The organism is Nocardioides sp. NPDC006303, assembly GCF_040613175.1.
Classification (GTDB): domain Bacteria; phylum Actinomycetota; class Actinomycetes; order Propionibacteriales; family Nocardioidaceae; genus Nocardioides.
Genome location: NZ_JBEXRR010000018.1, coordinates 58,225 through 74,932 on the forward strand (window position 1 = coordinate 58,225; position 16,708 = coordinate 74,932).

The 16,708-nt window shown below is 70.2% G+C and carries 15 protein-coding genes; 10 read left to right on the plus strand and 5 right to left on the minus strand.

The window, feature by feature from the left end; translation table 11 throughout:
- The first annotated feature begins 4 nt into the window (after nucleotides 1-4).
- Genes ABZY89_RS15615 through ABZY89_RS15630 form a run of 4 tightly spaced genes read left to right on the plus strand, consistent with a single transcriptional unit; the run spans nucleotide 5 to nucleotide 4,524 of the window.
- Nucleotides 5-958, plus strand: a complete 954-nt coding sequence (locus tag ABZY89_RS15615) for a sugar ABC transporter permease (protein ID WP_355228551.1) — start codon at nucleotides 5-7, stop codon at nucleotides 956-958.
- 3 nt (nucleotides 959-961) lie between these two features.
- Nucleotides 962-1,813 (plus strand): carbohydrate ABC transporter permease, encoded by an 852-nt coding sequence (locus tag ABZY89_RS15620; protein ID WP_355228552.1) that lies wholly within the window; start codon nucleotides 962-964, stop codon nucleotides 1,811-1,813.
- Nucleotides 1,814-1,848: 35 nt separating this feature from the next.
- Complete coding sequence (locus tag ABZY89_RS15625; RefSeq protein WP_355228554.1) at nucleotides 1,849-3,486, plus strand: glycoside hydrolase family 13 protein; 1,638 nt, start codon at nucleotides 1,849-1,851, stop codon at nucleotides 3,484-3,486.
- A gap of 33 nt (nucleotides 3,487-3,519) precedes the next feature.
- On the plus strand, nucleotides 3,520-4,524 hold the full coding sequence (locus ABZY89_RS15630) for an LLM class flavin-dependent oxidoreductase (protein WP_355228556.1): 1,005 nt from the start codon (nucleotides 3,520-3,522) through the stop codon (nucleotides 4,522-4,524).
- Here ABZY89_RS15630 and ABZY89_RS15635 read toward each other — a convergent pair.
- Nucleotides 4,496-5,281 carry an IclR family transcriptional regulator gene (locus tag ABZY89_RS15635; protein WP_355228558.1) on the minus strand — a complete coding sequence of 262 codons (786 nt, stop codon included), beginning with the start codon at nucleotides 5,279-5,281 and terminating at the stop codon, nucleotides 4,496-4,498. The two genes, ABZY89_RS15630 and ABZY89_RS15635, sit on opposite strands and share 29 nt — an antisense overlap.
- Before the next feature lie 128 nt (nucleotides 5,282-5,409).
- On the opposite strand from ABZY89_RS15635, the gene ABZY89_RS15640 reads away from it, so the two are divergent.
- The 5 genes from ABZY89_RS15640 (at nucleotide 5,410) to ABZY89_RS15660 (ending at nucleotide 10,008) form a co-directional block, all read left to right on the plus strand.
- On the plus strand, nucleotides 5,410-6,174 hold the full coding sequence (locus tag ABZY89_RS15640) for a CoA transferase subunit A (RefSeq protein ID WP_355228560.1): 765 nt from the start codon (nucleotides 5,410-5,412) through the stop codon (nucleotides 6,172-6,174).
- A 1-nt stretch (nucleotide 6,175) separates the two neighbouring features.
- The gene (locus tag ABZY89_RS15645) at nucleotides 6,176-6,805 is read left to right on the plus strand and encodes a 3-oxoacid CoA-transferase subunit B (RefSeq protein ID WP_355228562.1); all 630 of its coding nucleotides are present in this window, start codon (nucleotides 6,176-6,178) and stop codon (nucleotides 6,803-6,805) included.
- Between the two features lie 253 nt (nucleotides 6,806-7,058).
- Complete coding sequence (locus tag ABZY89_RS15650; RefSeq protein ID WP_355228564.1) at nucleotides 7,059-7,559, plus strand: cell division protein FtsQ; 501 nt, start codon at nucleotides 7,059-7,061, stop codon at nucleotides 7,557-7,559.
- A 44-nt stretch (nucleotides 7,560-7,603) separates the two neighbouring features.
- On the plus strand, nucleotides 7,604-8,314 hold the full coding sequence (locus ABZY89_RS15655; protein ID WP_355228566.1) for a YcnI family protein: 711 nt from the start codon (nucleotides 7,604-7,606) through the stop codon (nucleotides 8,312-8,314).
- Nucleotides 8,311-10,008, plus strand: a complete 1,698-nt coding sequence (locus ABZY89_RS15660; protein ID WP_355228568.1) for a copper resistance protein CopC — start codon at nucleotides 8,311-8,313, stop codon at nucleotides 10,006-10,008. Before ABZY89_RS15655 ends, ABZY89_RS15660 begins: the two co-directional genes overlap by 4 nt.
- Nucleotides 10,009-10,011: 3 nt before the next feature.
- On the opposite strand, the gene ABZY89_RS15665 is transcribed toward ABZY89_RS15660, so the two are convergent.
- A complete protein-coding gene (locus ABZY89_RS15665) occupies nucleotides 10,012-10,851 on the minus strand; it encodes a hypothetical protein (protein ID WP_355228570.1) in 840 nt (279 codons plus the stop codon).
- 25 nt (nucleotides 10,852-10,876) lie between these two features.
- A complete protein-coding gene (locus ABZY89_RS15670) occupies nucleotides 10,877-12,259 on the minus strand; it encodes an FAD-linked oxidase C-terminal domain-containing protein (RefSeq protein ID WP_355228572.1) in 1,383 nt (460 codons plus the stop codon).
- A gap of 202 nt (nucleotides 12,260-12,461) precedes the next feature.
- On the opposite strand from ABZY89_RS15670, the gene ABZY89_RS15675 reads away from it, so the two are divergent.
- The gene (locus tag ABZY89_RS15675; protein WP_355228574.1) at nucleotides 12,462-13,397 is read left to right on the plus strand and encodes a TerC family protein; all 936 of its coding nucleotides are present in this window, start codon (nucleotides 12,462-12,464) and stop codon (nucleotides 13,395-13,397) included.
- A gap of 158 nt (nucleotides 13,398-13,555) precedes the next feature.
- Here the strand turns inward: ABZY89_RS15675 and ABZY89_RS15680 are convergent, their stop codons facing one another.
- Nucleotides 13,556-15,940, minus strand: coding sequence for an FtsX-like permease family protein (locus ABZY89_RS15680; RefSeq protein WP_355228576.1), 2,385 nt, complete (start codon nucleotides 15,938-15,940; stop codon nucleotides 13,556-13,558).
- Nucleotides 15,940-16,650, minus strand: coding sequence for an ABC transporter ATP-binding protein (locus tag ABZY89_RS15685; protein ID WP_355228577.1), 711 nt, complete (start codon nucleotides 16,648-16,650; stop codon nucleotides 15,940-15,942). The genes ABZY89_RS15680 and ABZY89_RS15685 overlap by 1 nt, the downstream gene beginning before the upstream one ends.
- Between the last annotated feature and the right edge of the window lie 58 nt (nucleotides 16,651-16,708).

Genomic DNA, 16,708 nt, shown 5'->3' on the forward strand with positions numbered 1-16,708 from the left:
GATGATGACCGACGTCAGCACATCCATCCCGCCAACGCCGTCGCCGACGATCTCCGAGCCGGGAAGACGGCCCCTCTCCCGCCGGCGGATCCGGTCAGCGGCCCGGCGCTGGAGCGGCTGGCTCTTCGCGCTGCCCGCCCTGGCCTTCTACGGATTCTTCAATCTCCGCGCGGTCGCCCAGTCGGTCTGGTACTCGCTCTACGACTGGAACGGCATCGGTCCGTCCACCTGGGTCGGCCTGGACAACTACGTCGCCATCCTCACCGACCCCGAGCTGCTCGAACCGTTGCTCCACGCGCTCGTGCTGATCCTGTTCTTCACGGTCCTCCCGGTGTGCTTCGGCCTGGTGGCGGCCGCGACGATGCAGTCGATCCAGGGCCGGTTCACCGGGGCGTTGGCGCGCACCGTGTTGTTCCTCCCCCAGATCATCCCCGGTGCCGCGGCGGGCGTGGCCTGGACCTGGATGTACGCCGACAACGGCGTCGTCAACCAGGTCCTGCGCCTGATCGGCCTCGGCGGATTCACCCGTGCCTGGCTGGGCGACTTCGACTGGGCACTGGTGGCGGTCGGGTTCATCGGCACCTGGCTGTCGACCGGTTTCTGCACGCTGCTGCTGATGTCGGGCGTGGGCAAGATCGGATCCCACCTGTACGAAGCAGCACGTCTGGACGGAGCCGGCGCGGTCGCACGCTTCCGCCACATCACCGTGCCCGGTCTCAAGCAGGAGATCGGGGTGTGCACGACGGTGACGATCATCAGCGCGCTCGCCAGCTTCGACGTGGTCTACCTGGCAACCCATGGCGGCCCCGGCGGCGCCACCATGGTCCCGGGGGTCAAGGTCTACGACCTCGCCTTCAGCGAGAGCCGGCTCGGTGACGCCTCCGCCCTCGCCGTGGTCCTGGCGCTGCTCATCATCGCCATCATCCTGCCGCTCCAACGTCTCTTCCGAGAGGACTGACCCGTGGCCGTCGTATCGCCGTCCGTAGTCCGCGCACCTGCCCTGCGTCGCCGGGGACCCGGAATCGCACTGATCCTCATCGCAGGCGTCTACTCCATCGTCCCGCTGGTCAGCATGCTCTCGGCGGCTCTGGCGCCGCAGGGAACGATCCCCGACGGTCTGTCCTGGCCGACCGATCCGCAGTGGCACAACTTCATCGATGCCTGGACCGTCGCCAACGTCACCACGCTGCTGAAGTCCAGTGTTCTCATCGTTCTCGGCGTGGTCCCGCTCTCCGTGCTCATCGCGACCATGGCGGCGTACGCCATCGCCGTGCTCAGGATCCCGTTGGGCCGGGCGTTCTACCTCCTCCTGCTGCTCACGCTCACCCTCCCCTACGAGATCGTGATCGTGCCGCTCTACCAACAGGTCAACCAGCTGGGTCTGCTCGACAGTCAGCTCGGCCTCATCCTGCCTCTGGTAGGTCTCAACATGCCGTTCGCCGTGTTCTGGATGCGCGCGCACTTCGTGAACGCCCCGGCGGAGCTGACCGAGGCCGCCTCGCTCGACGGCGCCGGGCCGTGGCGAGCACTGACACATGTCCACCTGCCACTGGCCACGCCGGCCGTGACCTCACTGGTGCTGCTGATGTTCCTGTCGACCTGGAACACCTTCCTGCTCGCTCTGGTCCTGGTCAACGACCCCGAAAAGCGCACGATGGCCGGCGCCCTGCAGGCGTTCCAGTCGAAGTACAGCACCGACATCGTGCTGCTCAACGCCGGCGCCCTGCTCCTGATGGCGCCCACGATCATCGTCTTCCTGCTGCTCCAGGGCCAGTTCACCAAGGCCCTCCTCCAGGGAGCCACCAAGGGATGACGTTCCACCACCTCAACCACGCAAGGACCACTGCCATGACCTCCGACTGGTGGGCTGATGCCGCCGTGTACCAGATCTATCCCCGAAGCTTCGCCGACTCCGGCGACGACGGCCTCGGCGACCTCCGTGGCGTCACGTCCCGCGTCCCCTACCTGAGCTCGCTCGGCATCGACGCGGTCTGGCTGAGCCCGTTCTACCCCTCGGCTCTTGCCGACGGCGGCTACGACGTGGACGACTACCGCGACGTGGATCCGCGACTGGGCACCCTGGACGACTTCGACGAGATGGTGGCCGCGCTCCACAGCGCGGGCATCAGGGTGATCGTCGACCTCGTCCCCAACCACACCTCCGACAGGCATGCCTGGTTCACCGAGGCCCTGGCCGCACCCAAGGGCTCGCCGGCTCGTGACCGGTACGTCTTCCGCGACGGCACTGGCCCGGACGGGGCCAGCCCGCCGTCGGACTGGCAGTCGATCTTCGGCGGGTCCGCCTGGGCTCAGGCCCCGGACGGGCAGTGGTACCTGCACATGTTCGCGCCCGAACAGCCCGACCTGAACTGGGACAACCCCGAGGTCCGTGCCGACTTCCTCACCACGCTGCGGTTCTGGGCCGACCGTGGGGTCGACGGGTTCCGTATCGACGTCGCTCATGGCCTCACGAAAGACCTGACCGAGCCGTACACGCCCACGGCGGAGCTCCCCGACCTGGCCGATGCTGACGGCTCCCACCCGCTGTGGGACCGCGACGAGGTCCACGACATCTACGCCGAGTGGCGCCGCGTCTTCGACGAGTACGACCCGCCGCGGATGGCTGTGGCCGAGGCCTGCGTGGCGCCGTCGCGTAGGCACCGGTATGTAGGCGTCGACGGGCTCCACCAGGCCTTCAACTTCGATCTCCTCGAGGCCGCCTGGGACGCCGAGGAGTTCCGCGCCCGCATCGACCGGCAGGTCGCCGACACCGAGAGCGCCGGCACCTCCGCCACCTGGGTCCTGTCCAACCACGACGTCGTACGGCACGCGACTCGTTACGGCCTGCCCGGGGCCGAGGACAACCCGCGAGAGACGGCCGCCGCTTGGTTGCTCAGCGACGGCACCGAGCCTGCGCTCGACCGTGATCTCGGGCTCCGGCGCGCCAGGGCTGCCACCCTGCTCACCTTGGCCCTGCCCGGCTCCGTCTACCTCTACCAGGGCGAAGAGCTCGGGCTCCACGAGGTCGGCGACCTCCCGACGGAGCTCATCCACGATCCCGAGTTCCGCAGGTCAGGTGGCACACGGAAGGGTCGGGACGGCTGCCGTGTGCCGATTCCTTGGACCAGCGATGGGCCGTCGTTCGGGTTCTCGCGCGGGACTCCACATCTGCCACAGCCCGAGTGGTTCGCCGACTACTCGGTCGCCGCCGAGGAGGCCGACCCCCACTCCACCCTCGAGATATACCGACGCGCGTTGGCGCTCCGGTCGAAGCTGCGAGGTCGTGGCTTCGCGTGGCACGACGAGACCCGACCTCAGGTGCTCCACTTCGTCCGGCCCGAAGGCTGGGACTGCATCACCAACTTCGGTTCAGAGCCGGTGCAGCTGCCCGAAGGAACGATCCTCTTCGCCAGCGCACCGATCGACGCTCACCAGCTGCCGCCGAACACGACCGTGTGGTTCCTCAGCGGCGAGACACCGACCTGATCGATACGGGCCGGGAAGTGTCGGGGGTCCGGCGTGGTTGAGGCTGTTGTGAAGCTCTCCATGCTGGACCGGTCCCGCACGCGGGTGGGGTACGCCGAGGGCGCTGCGCTGACCCACACGATCGAGCGCGCGGTGGCTGCCGAGCGGCTCGGCTACCACCGGTTCTGGGTCGCCGAGCACCACGCGGTGCCCGGGATCGCGTCGGGGTCCCCGCCGGTGCTGATCGGTGCGCTCGGCGCGCACACCTCCACGATCAGGCTCGGGTCGGGCGGGGTAATGCTGCCGCACCACCAGCCGCTGGTCGTCGCCGAGCAGTTCCTCATGCTCGACGCGCTCTATCCCGGCCGGATCGACCTCGGCCTGGGACGTACGTTGGGCTTCACCGCGCCCGTACGCCGCGCCCTGCGGCAGGATCTCGACGATCCGGACACGTTCGCCGAGGACATCGCGGAACTCCGCGACTATCTCGACCGCACCGCGGCCGTCACCGCCCGGCCGGCCGCCGCCCACCAGATCCCGATGTTCGTGCTCGCGACTGGGAAGGGCGTCGCGCTCGCTGCTCGGCTCGGGCTGCCGGTCGTCGTGGGCGGTCCGGTGCTCTACAGCCCGCGGCTGAACGAGGTCTTGGGGGCGTACCGGAAAGACTTCCGGCCCTCCCCACGGGCGCAGGAGCCTTCAGTGATCGTCTCCGTCGACGTGCTGGTCGCCGACACCGACGCCGAGGCCGCCGAGCTCGCTCTGCCGGAGGCGTGGGCGATGGCCAGGTCGCGGCAGACCGGTGAGTTCGGCCCGCTCGAGCCGGTCGCGGCGATCCGGGACCAGCCCTGGTCGAACCAGGTGCGCGAACGGGTCGAGGCGCATCTGGCGCGTACGACCGCGGGATCGGCCGAGACCGTCCGGCGTCGTCTCGACCAGCTGGCCGAGGCCACCGGAGCCGACGAGCTCCTCGCCTTCACCTCCACCTACGACCGCGACGCCCAGCTCGCGTCCGACGCGGCGCTCGGCGGGATCATGACCGGGACGACGAGCCGGAGCTAGTGGTCAGGGTGTGGGCCGTCTCCAGGAGGAGGCGGCCGAGCTCGGCCTGGCGCGGGGGTGCGAGGCGGGCCTCGATGCCGGTGATGCTGAGCGCTCCATAGGGCTGGCCATGGGCGTCGAAGACGGCGGCGCCGAGGCCCCAGCTGCCGACCACGATGAGGCCCGGGTTGACCGCGAAGCCGCGCTCGCGGGTCGCGGCGACGCGTTCGCGCAGGGCGCCGGCGGAGTGCTGCTCGCCGTAGGCGCCGACGAGGTCGGTGCGGGCCAGGTAGGCCTCGCGCCGCGACTCCGGGAGGAAGGCGAGGATCGCCAGGCCGGCCGAGGCGACGCCGAGCGGGAACCGGATGCCTTCGTGGAGCACGTGGGAGCGGATCGGGAAGCTGCCGTCCTCGCGGAGTACGCAGACGGTCTCGTCGCCACGGCGGATCGAGAAGAAGGCGCTCTCCCCCGTCTCCCGGGCGATGCGCAGCACGGCCGCCCGGGCTGCCGGGGTGATGTCGTGGCGGGTGGTCGCGGCGGCACCGAGCAGGAAGCACTCCGGGCCGAGGTGCCAGGTGCCGGTGTCGTTGTCGCGCTCGACCAGGCCCTCCTCCTGAAGCGCGCTGAGCAGCCGGTGGGCGGTCGGGCGCGGGATCGCGGCTGTCGTCGCGAGATGGGTGGTCGTCGCGCCCTCCGGCTCGCGCGCGGCGAGCAGTCGCAGCAGGTGCGCGCTGCGGCGGATCACGCTGGGCTGTCGCGCTCCGGGGCCGGGTTCCATGGGACGTACGATAGGCGACGTCCACTCAGTGAACGCATCTGCGGCAGCGGGGTCGGTCAACGAAAGATCGAGCGTGAACTCGCGCTCATCTATTGACCGGACGGCCGACCCACCCTTGACTGATCATCATGGACAAGGTCATCTCCTCAGCCGCCGAGGCGGTCGCGGACATCCCGAACGGAGCGACCCTCACGGTCGGCGGTTTCGGGCTGTGCGGCATCCCGTCGGTGCTCATCAATGCTCTGCTCGAGGCCGGTGTGACCGACCTCGAGGTCGTCTCCAACAACGCCGGCGTCGACGACTGGGGGCTGGGCCTGCTGCTCGGCGCCGGACGCCTGCGGCGGGTCGTCGCCTCGTACGTCGGTGAGAACAAGGAGTTCGCGCGGCAGTACCTCTCCGGCGACCTCGAGGTCGAACTGACCCCGCAGGGCACGCTCGCTGAGCGGATGCGCGCCGGCGGCTCCGGCATCGCCGCGTTCTACACCCGCACGGGCGTCGGCACGCAGGTGGCGCAGGGCGGGCTGCCGTGGAAGTACGACGACGCCGGCAACGTCATCAAGACCTCGCCCGAGAAGCCGGTGATGACCTTCGAGACACCTGACGGCGAGAAGGAGTTCGTCCTGGAGGAGGCCATCGTCGCCGACTTCGGCATCATTCGCGCGTGGAAGGGCGACCGCCACGGCAACCTGCTCTTCAAGGACTCCGCCCGCAACTTCAACCCGCTGGCCGCGATGGCCGGACAGATCACGATCGCGGAGGTCGAGGAGCTCGTCGAGCCCGGCGAGATCCCGCCGAACGACGTCCACCTCCCCGGGGTCTACGTCCACCGCGTGCTCCCCCTGACCCCCGAACAGGCCGCCGACAAGCGCATCGAGAAGAGGACGGTCCGCTGACATGGCATGGACACGTGAAGAGATGGCCGCCCGCGCCGCCGCGGAGCTTTCCGACGGCGACTACGTCAACCTCGGCATCGGGCTGCCGACGCTGGTGCCCAACTACGTCCCCGACGACGTCGAGCTGGTGCTGCAGAGCGAGAACGGCATCCTCGGAACCGGCGCCTACCCGACCGAGGACGCCGTCGACCCGGACCTGATCAACGCCGGCAAGGAGACGGTCACCGTACGCAAGGGGGCGAGCTTCTTCGACTCCGCCACCAGCTTCGGGATGATCCGCTCCGGCAAGATCGACGCCGCCATCCTCGGCGCCATGCAGGTCTCCGCGGCCGGCGACCTGGCGAACTGGATGATCCCCGGCAAGATGGTCAAGGGCATGGGCGGCGCGATGGACCTCGTGCACGGCGCCAAGAAGGTCGTCGTGCTGATGGAGCACGTCGCCCGCGACGGCTCCTACAAGATCGTCAACGAGTGCTCGCTGCCCTACACCGGCCTCGGCGTCGTACAGCGCATCATCACCGACCTCTGCGTCCTCGACATCACCCCCGAGGGCCTGCGCCTCGTAGAGCTCGCACCGGGCGTCACGCTCGGTGAGGTGGAAGAGAAGACCGAGCCGCCCGTCCTCCGCTGACGGCGAGAGGTCAGTTTCTGACTGCGAGAGGTCGAATTTTGACGCCGAGGCGTCGCGTACGTCGGTCGAGATGGCACTGGTGTGACATCTCGGGCGGCGGGCGTGACGCCTCGGCTGTCGTGCCTGACGCTTCGTCCGGCGTACGTGACGTCTCGACGCCAAAAACTGACTTCTCGCGCTCAATAACTGACGTCTCGGCGTCAGGTTCTGACTTCTCGGGGTGTCTGCGACAATGTGCGGCGTGGAATTGAGGGTGGTGCGGCCTACGCGTGGGAGCGTGTGGCTGGCGCTGCTCGCGGCCATCGAGATCACCACCGGATCGAGCCTGGCCCACTTGGCCGGCGGCGGGGAGCTGCCGGACGCGTTGTGGCTGGTGGCGACCGGGTTCGCCGCCTTCGGTGCCGGGGTCGTCGTGCTTCAGCGACGGGTCGGGATCGTCTTGGGGGCGCTGCTCGCCGGCGCGGCGCAACTGGGGATGCACGAGGCGTTCGAGGCGTACGCGGCCCCTGCCGCCCACATGCACAACAGCGGCTCGGGCGACACCTCGATGCTGGTCGCGCACACCGCGGCAGCCGTGCTCACCGTCGCAGTGTGGCTGCTGCACCGCCGGGCCTGGCAGGTCATCTCCCGGGCGCTCACCACGACCCGGAACCCGATCCCGTTCCGGCTGCCGGTCCAGGCGCAGCCGGTCGTGCCGCGCACCGGGCTGTGGACGTACGTCGCTGCCGGACGGGGTCCGCCGGTCCTCGCCTGAGGACCCGACCCCATCAGCAGACACTCCACAGAAAGCAACAACCCATGTCTCGACGTACCCTCACGCGCCTCGGCGCGCCCGCCGCCGCTGCTGCGGCCGTCATCTTCCTCGTCGCCGCTCCGGCCTCCGCGCACGTCACGGTCACCCCGACCGAGACGGCGGCCGGCGCGTACACCGTGCTGACCTTCAGCAACGGCCACGGCTGCGAAGGCTCGCCGACCAAGCAGGTCACGATCCAGGTTCCCGAGGGGATCAACGACGTGACGCCCACGCGGCAGCCGTTCTACGACGTCAAGGTCGTCACCGAGAAGCTCGCCGAGCCGATCGAGGACGCCCACGGCAACAAGATCACCGAGCGCGACTCCACCGTCGTCTATACCGCCAAGACGCCGCTGCCCGACGGTCAGCGCGACGCCTTCGAGGTCTCCCTGCAGCTGCCCGAGAAGGAGGGCACGCTCGCCTTCCCGGTCATCCAGACCTGCGTGAAGGGTGAGACCGCGTGGGTCGAGGAGGCTCCCGAGGGCGCCACCGAGGAGCCGGAGAACCCGGCGCCGTCCTTCGAGGTCACCGCGGCCGAGTCCGAGGACGGTCACGGTCACGGTGCCGAGGAGTCGGCCGAGAAGGCCGAGCCGGTCGCCGCGGATATCGAGGACGGCGATGACAGCAACCTGTGGGGTGCTGTCGGTGCCGGCGCCGGCATCCTCGGCCTGATCGCGGGCACGACCGCCCTCGCGCTGGGGCGTCGTAAGGCGTGAGTGCTCCCCTGACGCGCCGGCCGGGCCTCGACCGGCCGGGTCGGCGCGCCGTGGGGCGGTTGCTGGTGGTGCTCGCTGCCGCTGCGTACGCCGTCCTGCTCGGCATCTCCCCCGCCCAGGCGCACGCCAGCCTCATCGGGACCAATCCCGAGGAAGGTGCGGTCCTGGAGCAGGCGCCGGAGACGATCACCTTCACCTTCGACGAGGCGGTGACGCTGCCTCCGGCGGGCGTGACGGTCTACGACGCGAAGGGCGAGGAGGTCACCTCCGAGGCGACCGCGAGCGGCACTGAGATGGAGGTCGCGCTCGCGGAGGCGAGCAGCCTCGGCGACGGCACCTACGTGGTCGCCTGGCGCGCGGTGTCGGCCGACGGTCACCCGATCTCGGGCTCGCTGACCTTCGCGGTCGGCGCCCCGAGCCTCAGCGTCGCCCCGCCCCCGTCCACGGAGCCGTCCAGGGCGACGGCGGTGATCCACGGGGCGCTCCAGTTCCTCCAGTACGCAGCACTGCTGCTGGTCGTGGGGCTGGTCTGGTTCCGCGCGGTGATCGTAGGCGAGCACCGGATCCCGGACCGCGCCACTGCGCGCGTGCAGCGTGTCGAGGTCCTCGCCGGCATGGTCGCGGTGATCGCGCTGGTTGCGCTGGCCCCGGCCAGCGGCGCGCTGCAGAGCGAGAGCGGCCCAGGGGCGATCCTCACCTTCGACGCCTGGTCACCGGCCTCGGTCGGCAAGGAGTGGCTCAGCGCACTGGTGGGGATCGTGGGCATCGCGGCCGCGCTCGCACTGCGCGAACGGCCCCGGCTGGCCGCGGCCGCGGGACTGGTCGCGATCTGCTCCCCGGCGCTGGTGGGCCACTCCCGGGCGGTCGTACCCGCCTGGCTGGTCACCGCCACCGACGTCATCCACCTCATCGCCGGCGCGCTCTGGCTCGGCGGCCTCGTCGGGCTCGCGCTGACCCTGCCGCTGATCACCCGGCGCGGCACGGTCGCGGCCGAGATCGTCACCCGGTTCTCCACCCTCGCCGCCGCGTCCCTGGCCGCCCTCGCGGTCTCGGGCGTGCTGATGGGCTGGCGGATCCTGGGCTCGTGGGACAACCTGCTCAACAGCACGTACGGCACCCTGCTGATGACCAAGATCGCCCTGGTCGTCGCGGTGGCGGTGATGGCGGCCGGCAACCGGCTGCTGGTCCTCCCCCGCGTCCGTCAGGCGGCCGGCCACGACGACACCGTCGAGGCCGGCTCGATGCTGCGCCGGGCCGTACTGATGGAGACGGGCGTGCTCGTCGTCGTCCTCGGCGTCACCGGCTTCCTGGTCGACCAGCCGCCGCAGGCCGGCGCCGGCTCGACCGGGACCGGCACCGCCACGGTCGCGCAGACCAACACCCAGGCAGCGGAGCTCGGCGACGACCACCGCGTCTACGCGACGCTGACCCCGGCCGGTCCGGGTCCGAACGTGCTCCGGCTGCAGATCCAGGACGCCGCCGGCGAGCCCGTCGAGGCGGCGGCTGTCCCGACCGCCAAGATGAGGTCAGGCGACGTCGACCTGGGCAGCCTGGCCCTGAAGACGGTCGCTGCCGGCACCTGGGAGGCGGACGTCGTACTGCCCAAGGGCGGCGTCTGGGAGGCGACCGTCGGACTGCGTCTGGGTGAGTTCGAGAGCCCGCTGGGGCTGGTGAAGTTCACCGTCGGACAGTGACTCTCAGACGGTGACCGGGAGCCGGAGCGTGTGGATCATCCCGTCGACACGTACCTGCACGAAGAAGACGTAGTCACCCGCCTTCGGCGGCTTCACATGGATGCCGAGGCGGGTGCCGTCCTCGCCGTTCTCGGGTCCGCCGAGCGGGTGCAGGTGGATCACCTCGCCCGTCTCGCGGCTGAACGCGGTCACGTGCGCGTAGACCCCGAGATAGGTGCCGAGGTTGACCGGCTTGCCGGCCGGGTCGGAGATCAGGACACCGATCTCCTGGTCGATCCCGGGCTTCGGGGTCTCCTCCAGCGCAGCGATCACGGTGCCGTCGTCGGAGCCGGGTACGTCCACCTCGGATGCCCCCGCGACCTTCGCCGTCGTGCCGAGCATCGCCTGCTCCCCCTTGCCGTCTGGGGTCTTGGCGGCGAACTCGACGACCACCCGGTAGTTGCCGCCCGCAGGCAGCGTCAGGTCGCCCGACCACTCCCCGGGCTCGCCCTGGGTCGGGTGCAGGTGGCGGAAGACCTCCAGGTCGTCGCGTACGACGTAAAGGTGGAGGTCCTTGGTCTGCTCCTCGATGTAGTCCGTGACAGGGTCGCCGTCCTTGGTGATCGTGAAGCTCACCTTCCCCGGGGTGCCAGCCTCGGCGGGCAGGCGGACGTCACCGAGCGTGTAGCCGCCCGCGGTCGCGGAGGTGCCGTCGGCGCCCTTGATAGCGGTCACCACCGTCGCGACGTTGGCCGACCCGCTGGGGTTCGAGGTCGAGTCGGCGGCCTCCGGTTCACCGCCGCAGGCGATCAGGGTGATCGCGAGGCCGAGGGTCAGGACGACAGCAGCAATTCCGACACGCACGGAGCCAAGGGTGTCATGGTTCTGGTCAGAACCCGACACCAGGATTGAGAATCCCCAGCGGGTCCAGGGCCGCCTTGATCCGATGCTGCAAGTCGATGGAGTCGGCGCCGATCTCCGGCTCGAGCCACTTGCGCTTGAGCCGGCCGACACCGTGCTCGCCGGTCGTGGTGCCACCGAGCTCGATGGCGAGGGCGAAGATCTCGTCACCGGCGAGGGTCTCGGCCGGCGGCATCACCCCCGGGACGTCGTCCGGCGACGGGTCCCAGCCGATGACCGGGTGGAGGTTGCCGTCGCCGGCGTGGGCGAGCGTGTAGGTGCGTACGCCGTGCCGGTCGGAGATCTCGGAGATCCGGTCGACCGCCTCGGCGAGCCGGGACCGGGGCACGCAGATGTCCTCGATGAACCAGGACCCCTCCGCCTCGATCGCGGGCAGGACCTGGCGACGCGTCTCGACCAGCCGGTCGGAGGACTCCTCGTCGACGCCCTGCTCGATCCAGGTCGCCTCCTTGCCGAGGATCGCCGCGATGGCCTCGATCTCCGTCGCCGCCGCGGGCCCGTCGGCCTGGGCGATGACCAACGCATCGCCGCGTTCGGCATACCTGGTGCCTGCGAACCGGTCGACCGCCTCGAGACAGCGCCGGTCGATGAACTCCAGCATCGAGGGCAGTCGCCGGGCGGCGGCGATCTCGGCGCAGGCGCGAGCGGCCGCGGCCACCGAGGCGTACGCAGCCGACGCCGTCAGCGTGGAGACCGGCCGTGGCTTGAGCCGCAGGGTCGCGCCGACGACGATGCCAAGGGTGCCCTCGGAGCCGACGAAGAGGGCGGTGAGGTCGAGGCCAGCGACGCCCTTCATGGTGCGGCGGCCGGTGTGGATCAGGTTGCCGTCGGCGAGGACGACGTCGAGGCCGAGGACCGCCTCCCGGGTGACGCCGTACTTCACGCACCGCAGCCCGCCGGCGTTGGTCGCGACGTTGCCGCCGATCGAGCAGATCGCCGCCGAGGCCGGGTCGGGTGCGTACCGCAGCCCCACCTCCGCCGCCGCCGCGTCCAACCGCGCGTTGAGCACGCCCGGCTCGACGACCGCGATCTCGTCGACCGGGTCGAGCTCGAGGATCCGGTCCATCGCGGACAGATCGACGACGAGGTGGCCGGTGCCGGCCACCGCTCCCCCGGCCAGCCCGGTGCCCGCACCGCGCGGGACCACCGGCACCCGGTGCGCCGAGGCGACCCGCATCGCCGCCTGAACGTCAGCGATGCTGTGAGCCCTCACCACCGCCAGCGGCAGGCCGGCGGCGACCGATCCGGACCGGTCGGTCGAGGCCGCCAGCAGCGAGATGTCGTCGGTCACCACCTCCGGGACCTGGGAGGCGAGGTCGTTCACCAGGGAAATCTGTGCCGCCGTCGTCATCCCTCCATTGTGTCGCCTGGCCGACTCCTCTGGCGGCCGATTGCCAACCCCATCCACGATACCGATACGCTTCACCTCGAGGGGAGTACCTCACCAAGCTCATTCCGGTCAGTACGTCGGTGCCGACACCGTCCCGGAATGACACCTCGATCTCGGGGTGAGGGAGACCTCAGACGTTCATCGACACGCCTGAGGAACCTGCATGCTCGATACCATTGCCACGCCCACCCTGTGGGCCGTGACCATCGCCGCCGTCGTGGCGCTGATCGCCCTCGACTTCGTCCTGACCCGCAAGCCCCACGAGGTCTCCATGAAGGAGGCCATCGGCTGGTCGGCCTTCTACATCGCGCTTCCGCTCGCCTTCGGCGTCTGGGTCTGGAACGCCCACGGAAGCCAGACCGGCTTCGAGTACTACACCGGCTACATCGTCGAGAAGTCGCTCAGCGTCGACAACCTGTTCGTCTTCATGCTGCTGCTCGCGGCCTTCGCGGTACCACGCCACCTGCAGCAGAAGGTCCTGCTCTTCGGCATCGTCGGCGCGCTCGTGCTACGCGGCATCTTCATCGCGCTGGGCGCCGCGGCGCTCTCCCAGTGGGACATCGTCTTCCTGATCTTCGGCGCGATCCTGCTGATCACCGCCGCGAAGATCTTCTCCGAGGCGCTCCGGGGCCACGACCAGAAGGTCGACCCCGACGAGATGCTCGCCGTACGCATCGGCCGCAAGATCGGCCTGAAGCCGATGGCCATCGTGGTGCTCGCCATCTTCGCCACCGACATCGTCTTCGCCGTCGACTCGGTGCCGGCGGTCTACGGCATCACCGGCGACCCCTACCTGGTCTTCGCCACCAACGCGTTCGCTCTGCTCGGCCTGCGGGCCCTCTACTTCGTGCTCGAGGGTGCCCTGTCCAAGCTGGTCCACCTCTCCTACGGTCTGGCCGCGATCCTCGCCTTCATCGGCGTCAAGCTCGGCCTGCACTGGGCCCACGGCATCTGGGACAGCGTCCCCGTCGTCCCGACCTGGCTCTCGCTGGTGATCATCGTCGGCATCCTCGCCGTCACCGTCACCACCAGCCTGATCGCCTCCGCGCGGACGCAGGCCCGTGAGGAGAACGAGGCCCTGGAGGAGACGAACGCGTAAGCGACCGTGTTGGTCTCGACACGCTCGGCCGCGGGCGGCCTCACGGCTCGACCAGCGAAGGGACCGGCGGCTCGACCGACGGGGCGACCCCGTCGGTCGAGCCGGACTCGTGAGGAACGAACGAGTCCGTGTCGAGACCAACACATTCCTAGCCGCGGTCAGTCCAGCGCGAGTCCCTCCGCCGGGCTGACCTTGGTGGCCCGCTTGGACGGCGCCACGCAGGAGACCAGGCCGGCCAGGCCTGCGGCCGCGACCACCGCCACCAGCTGCAGCACCGGCAGCTGGAAGGTGGCGTCGGGCATGATGTCGCCGACCAGGATCTCGCTGCCGCCCCAGGCGAAGAAGACGCCCAGCGCGGTGCCGACGAGGGCTGCCACGGCCGAGAGCAGCACCGCTTCGGCGGCCAGCGTCCGCCGCAGCTGGCGCTTGGTCAGGCCCAGCGCGCGCAGCAGCGCGTGCTCGCGACCGCGTTCGAGCACCGAGAGGCCCAACGTGTTGGCGATGCCGGCCAGCGCGATCAGCACCGAGATCGCCAGGAGCCCGATCACCGCCCAGGTGAACACGTCCAGCTGCAGCTCGACCCACGCGCGCTGACCCTTGCCGTTGGTGAGCTCGGCGTCGGGGGCGATCACCCCGATCGCGCCCGCCAGGTCCTCCGGGTCGGCACCCGCGTCGGCACGGACCCAGACGGCGTACGTCTGCGGGTCCTCGGTCAGCGTCCGCAGCGTGGCCGCGGAGATCTGCGGGGCCCCGTCGATCTCGCGTACGTCCAGGGTCACCGTCGCGGTCCGGTCGCCGACGACCAGCGTGACCTTCTCCCCCGAAGCCTCGAACTCGTCCTCCACGAAGGCCGCGGCGGCCACCGGGGAGATCACCATCGTGCCGGGCTTGACGGTCATGTCCCGCAGGGCGATGTCTCCGCCCGGTGGTGCGATGACCGGCAGCGGAACGGGCTTGCCGTCGGTCTGCACCGATGCCATCGCCCCCGGTACGGCGACCGCGTCCGCGACGCCCGGGACCGCCTTCGCGTCCCCGGCCACCGAGTCCTCCAGCGGCTTGGACTCGGCCTGGAGCGCGATGTCGATCGGGTGCTGCTTCGCCATCTCGTCCAGGGTCGCGCCGCGGATGGTCGCCATCCCGGTGAGCACGCCGGTGGTGAGGGTGACGCCGACGAGCAGCGATGCCGCGGTGGCGGCGGTGCGCTTCGGGTTGCGCCCGGCGTTGGCCGCGGCGAGCTTCGCCGGAGAGCCAGCGACCACAGCCAGCGCAGACCCGGCCAGGCGCACCAGGCCCGGCACCAGCGCGGGGCCGAGGAGCATCACGCCGATGAAGGTGACCCCGCAGCCGAGCAGCACGATCAGCATCCCGGTCTGCGCGTCGTCCCAGCCGACGGCCACGAAGATCGTCGCGATGCCGGCGAGTGCCACGACCAGACCGAGCCCGATCCGGAACAGCCCGGCGCCGCGTACGTCGAAGCCCTCCTGCGGCCGCAGCGCGGCCAGCGGGCTCAGCCGCATCAGCCGGCGCGTCGGCAGCCAGGAAGCGACCAGCGTGGTGAGCACCCCGAGGACGAACGCGCCCACGAGCCACGGCCACTCGAACGAGACGTCACCCAGCGGCGCGGTCTCGGCGAGCTGACGCACCAGCGCGACGATCCCCCAGCCGAGCAGGACGCCGACCACCAGTCCGAGCAACGAGGCGAGAAGTCCGAGGGCGAGCGCCTCGCGGCGTACCGATCGCAGGACCTGACGCTTCGTCGCGCCCATCGCACGCAGCAGCGCGAAGTCGCGCATCCGCTGGGCGAACAGGATCGAGAAGGTGTTGGTGATGACCAGCACGGAGACGAACAGCGCGATGAAGGCGAAGATCAGGACCATGTACGCGACGATGTTGACCTCCTTGTTGAGCTGGGTCTGCAGCTCGGTGAGGTAGTCGTCGGTGTTCAGCCAGCCGTCGTCCGTGTCGCCGGTCCCGGCGGTCATGACGGCCTGGACGTACTGGTCCTCCCAGCCCTGCAGCTCGGGCCCGGTGACGTAGACCGGCGAGGACCACATCGACGGGGCGTCCACCAGGCCGACGACGGTCGTCTCCACCGCGGTCTTGCCGCTGCCGACCTTCAGCGTGTCGCCGATGGCGACCTTGTTGGTCTTGGCGGCGTTGGCGTCGACCACGGCCTCGCCTGCGCGGGTCGGGAACCGGCCCTCCTCGAGGTCCTGCCACTGCCAGCGCTTCTCGGTGGAGACCGCGCCGACCATGATGTCCTGGCCGAGCATGGTCTCGTCGGTGCGGACCGGCTGCATCGAGAGGGCCAGTGCCCAGCCGCCCTTCTCGACGTACTTGTCGGTGACCTCGTCGGACGGGAGGTCGACCGCGCCCACCGCGTTCTGGAACGGCGCGTCGATGCCCGCGAACAGGCCCGACTTCGTCGCCGAGGTGAGGGCGTTGGTCACCACGATCAGCGCGACCGCGGCGACGACCGCCACGACTGCCGCGGCGTACCGGCGGGCGTATGTCCGCAGAGATGCGAACAGCACCGTCCGCATCAGCGCGTCACCCCTTCGATGTGACCATCCATCACGGTGACGATCTCGTCGGCGTACGCCGCGGCGGAGGCCTCGTGGGTCACCATGACCACGGTCTGACCGAGCTCGCGGACGCTGCGGCGCAGGTGGTCGAGCACCTCAGCAGACGTCTCGGAGTCGAGGTTTCCGGTGGGCTCGTCGGCGAAGAGGATCGCGGGCTGGGTGACCAGCGCACGAGCGATGGCCACGCGCTGCTGCTGGCCGCCGGAGAGCTCGGAGGGCTTGTGGCCCAGGCGCTGGCCGATCCCGAGAGTGTCGGCGATCATCTGCGCGCGGGCGCGGGTCTCGTCGGTCACCCGCTTGCCGGCCAGCTCCAGCGGCAGCTGGATGTTCTGCCCGGCGGTGAGCATCGGCAGCAGGTTGAACGCCTGGAAGACGAAGCCGATGTTCTCCCGGCGGAAGATGGTCAGCTGGTCGTCGTTGAGGTTCTGCAGCGGCTGGCCCGCGACCGTCACCTCACCGCCGGTCGGACGGTCGAGCCCGGCCAGGCAGTGCATCAGCGTCGACTTGCCCGAGCCGCTCGGGCCCATGATCGCGGTGAACGCGCCGCTGCGGATCTCCAGGTCGACCCCGCGCAGGGCGTGCACCTCGGTCGCACCCTTGCCGTAGGTCTTGGTCAGGCCCACCGCTCGGGCGGCGGCCGTCATCGTGGGAACAGAGGTCTGTGTCATGCCACCGACCCTCTCGTCGCGAGGCGTCAGCCCGCATCGGGCTGGAGGCTGATCCCGG

What these genes read in the sequence shown, in the direction of transcription:
- ABZY89_RS15615 (WP_355228551.1), top strand. Translation starts at nt 5, where the DNA reads ATGACCGACGTCAGCACATCCATCCCGCCAACGCCGTCGCCGACGATC.
- ABZY89_RS15625 (WP_355228554.1), top strand. Translation starts at nt 1,849, where the DNA reads ATGACCTCCGACTGGTGGGCTGATGCCGCCGTGTACCAGATCTATCCC.
- ABZY89_RS15635 (WP_355228558.1), bottom strand. Translation starts at nt 5,281, where the DNA reads ATGGAACCCGGCCCCGGAGCGCGACAGCCCAGCGTGATCCGCCGCAGC.
- ABZY89_RS15640 (WP_355228560.1), top strand. Translation starts at nt 5,410, where the DNA reads ATGGACAAGGTCATCTCCTCAGCCGCCGAGGCGGTCGCGGACATCCCG.
- ABZY89_RS15645 (WP_355228562.1), top strand. Translation starts at nt 6,176, where the DNA reads ATGGCATGGACACGTGAAGAGATGGCCGCCCGCGCCGCCGCGGAGCTT.
- ABZY89_RS15655 (WP_355228566.1), top strand. Translation starts at nt 7,604, where the DNA reads ATGTCTCGACGTACCCTCACGCGCCTCGGCGCGCCCGCCGCCGCTGCT.
- ABZY89_RS15670 (WP_355228572.1), bottom strand. Translation starts at nt 12,259, where the DNA reads ATGACGACGGCGGCACAGATTTCCCTGGTGAACGACCTCGCCTCCCAG.
- ABZY89_RS15675 (WP_355228574.1), top strand. Translation starts at nt 12,462, where the DNA reads ATGCTCGATACCATTGCCACGCCCACCCTGTGGGCCGTGACCATCGCC.
- ABZY89_RS15680 (WP_355228576.1), bottom strand. Translation starts at nt 15,940, where the DNA reads ATGCGGACGGTGCTGTTCGCATCTCTGCGGACATACGCCCGCCGGTAC.
- ABZY89_RS15685 (WP_355228577.1), bottom strand. Translation starts at nt 16,650, where the DNA reads ATGACACAGACCTCTGTTCCCACGATGACGGCCGCCGCCCGAGCGGTG.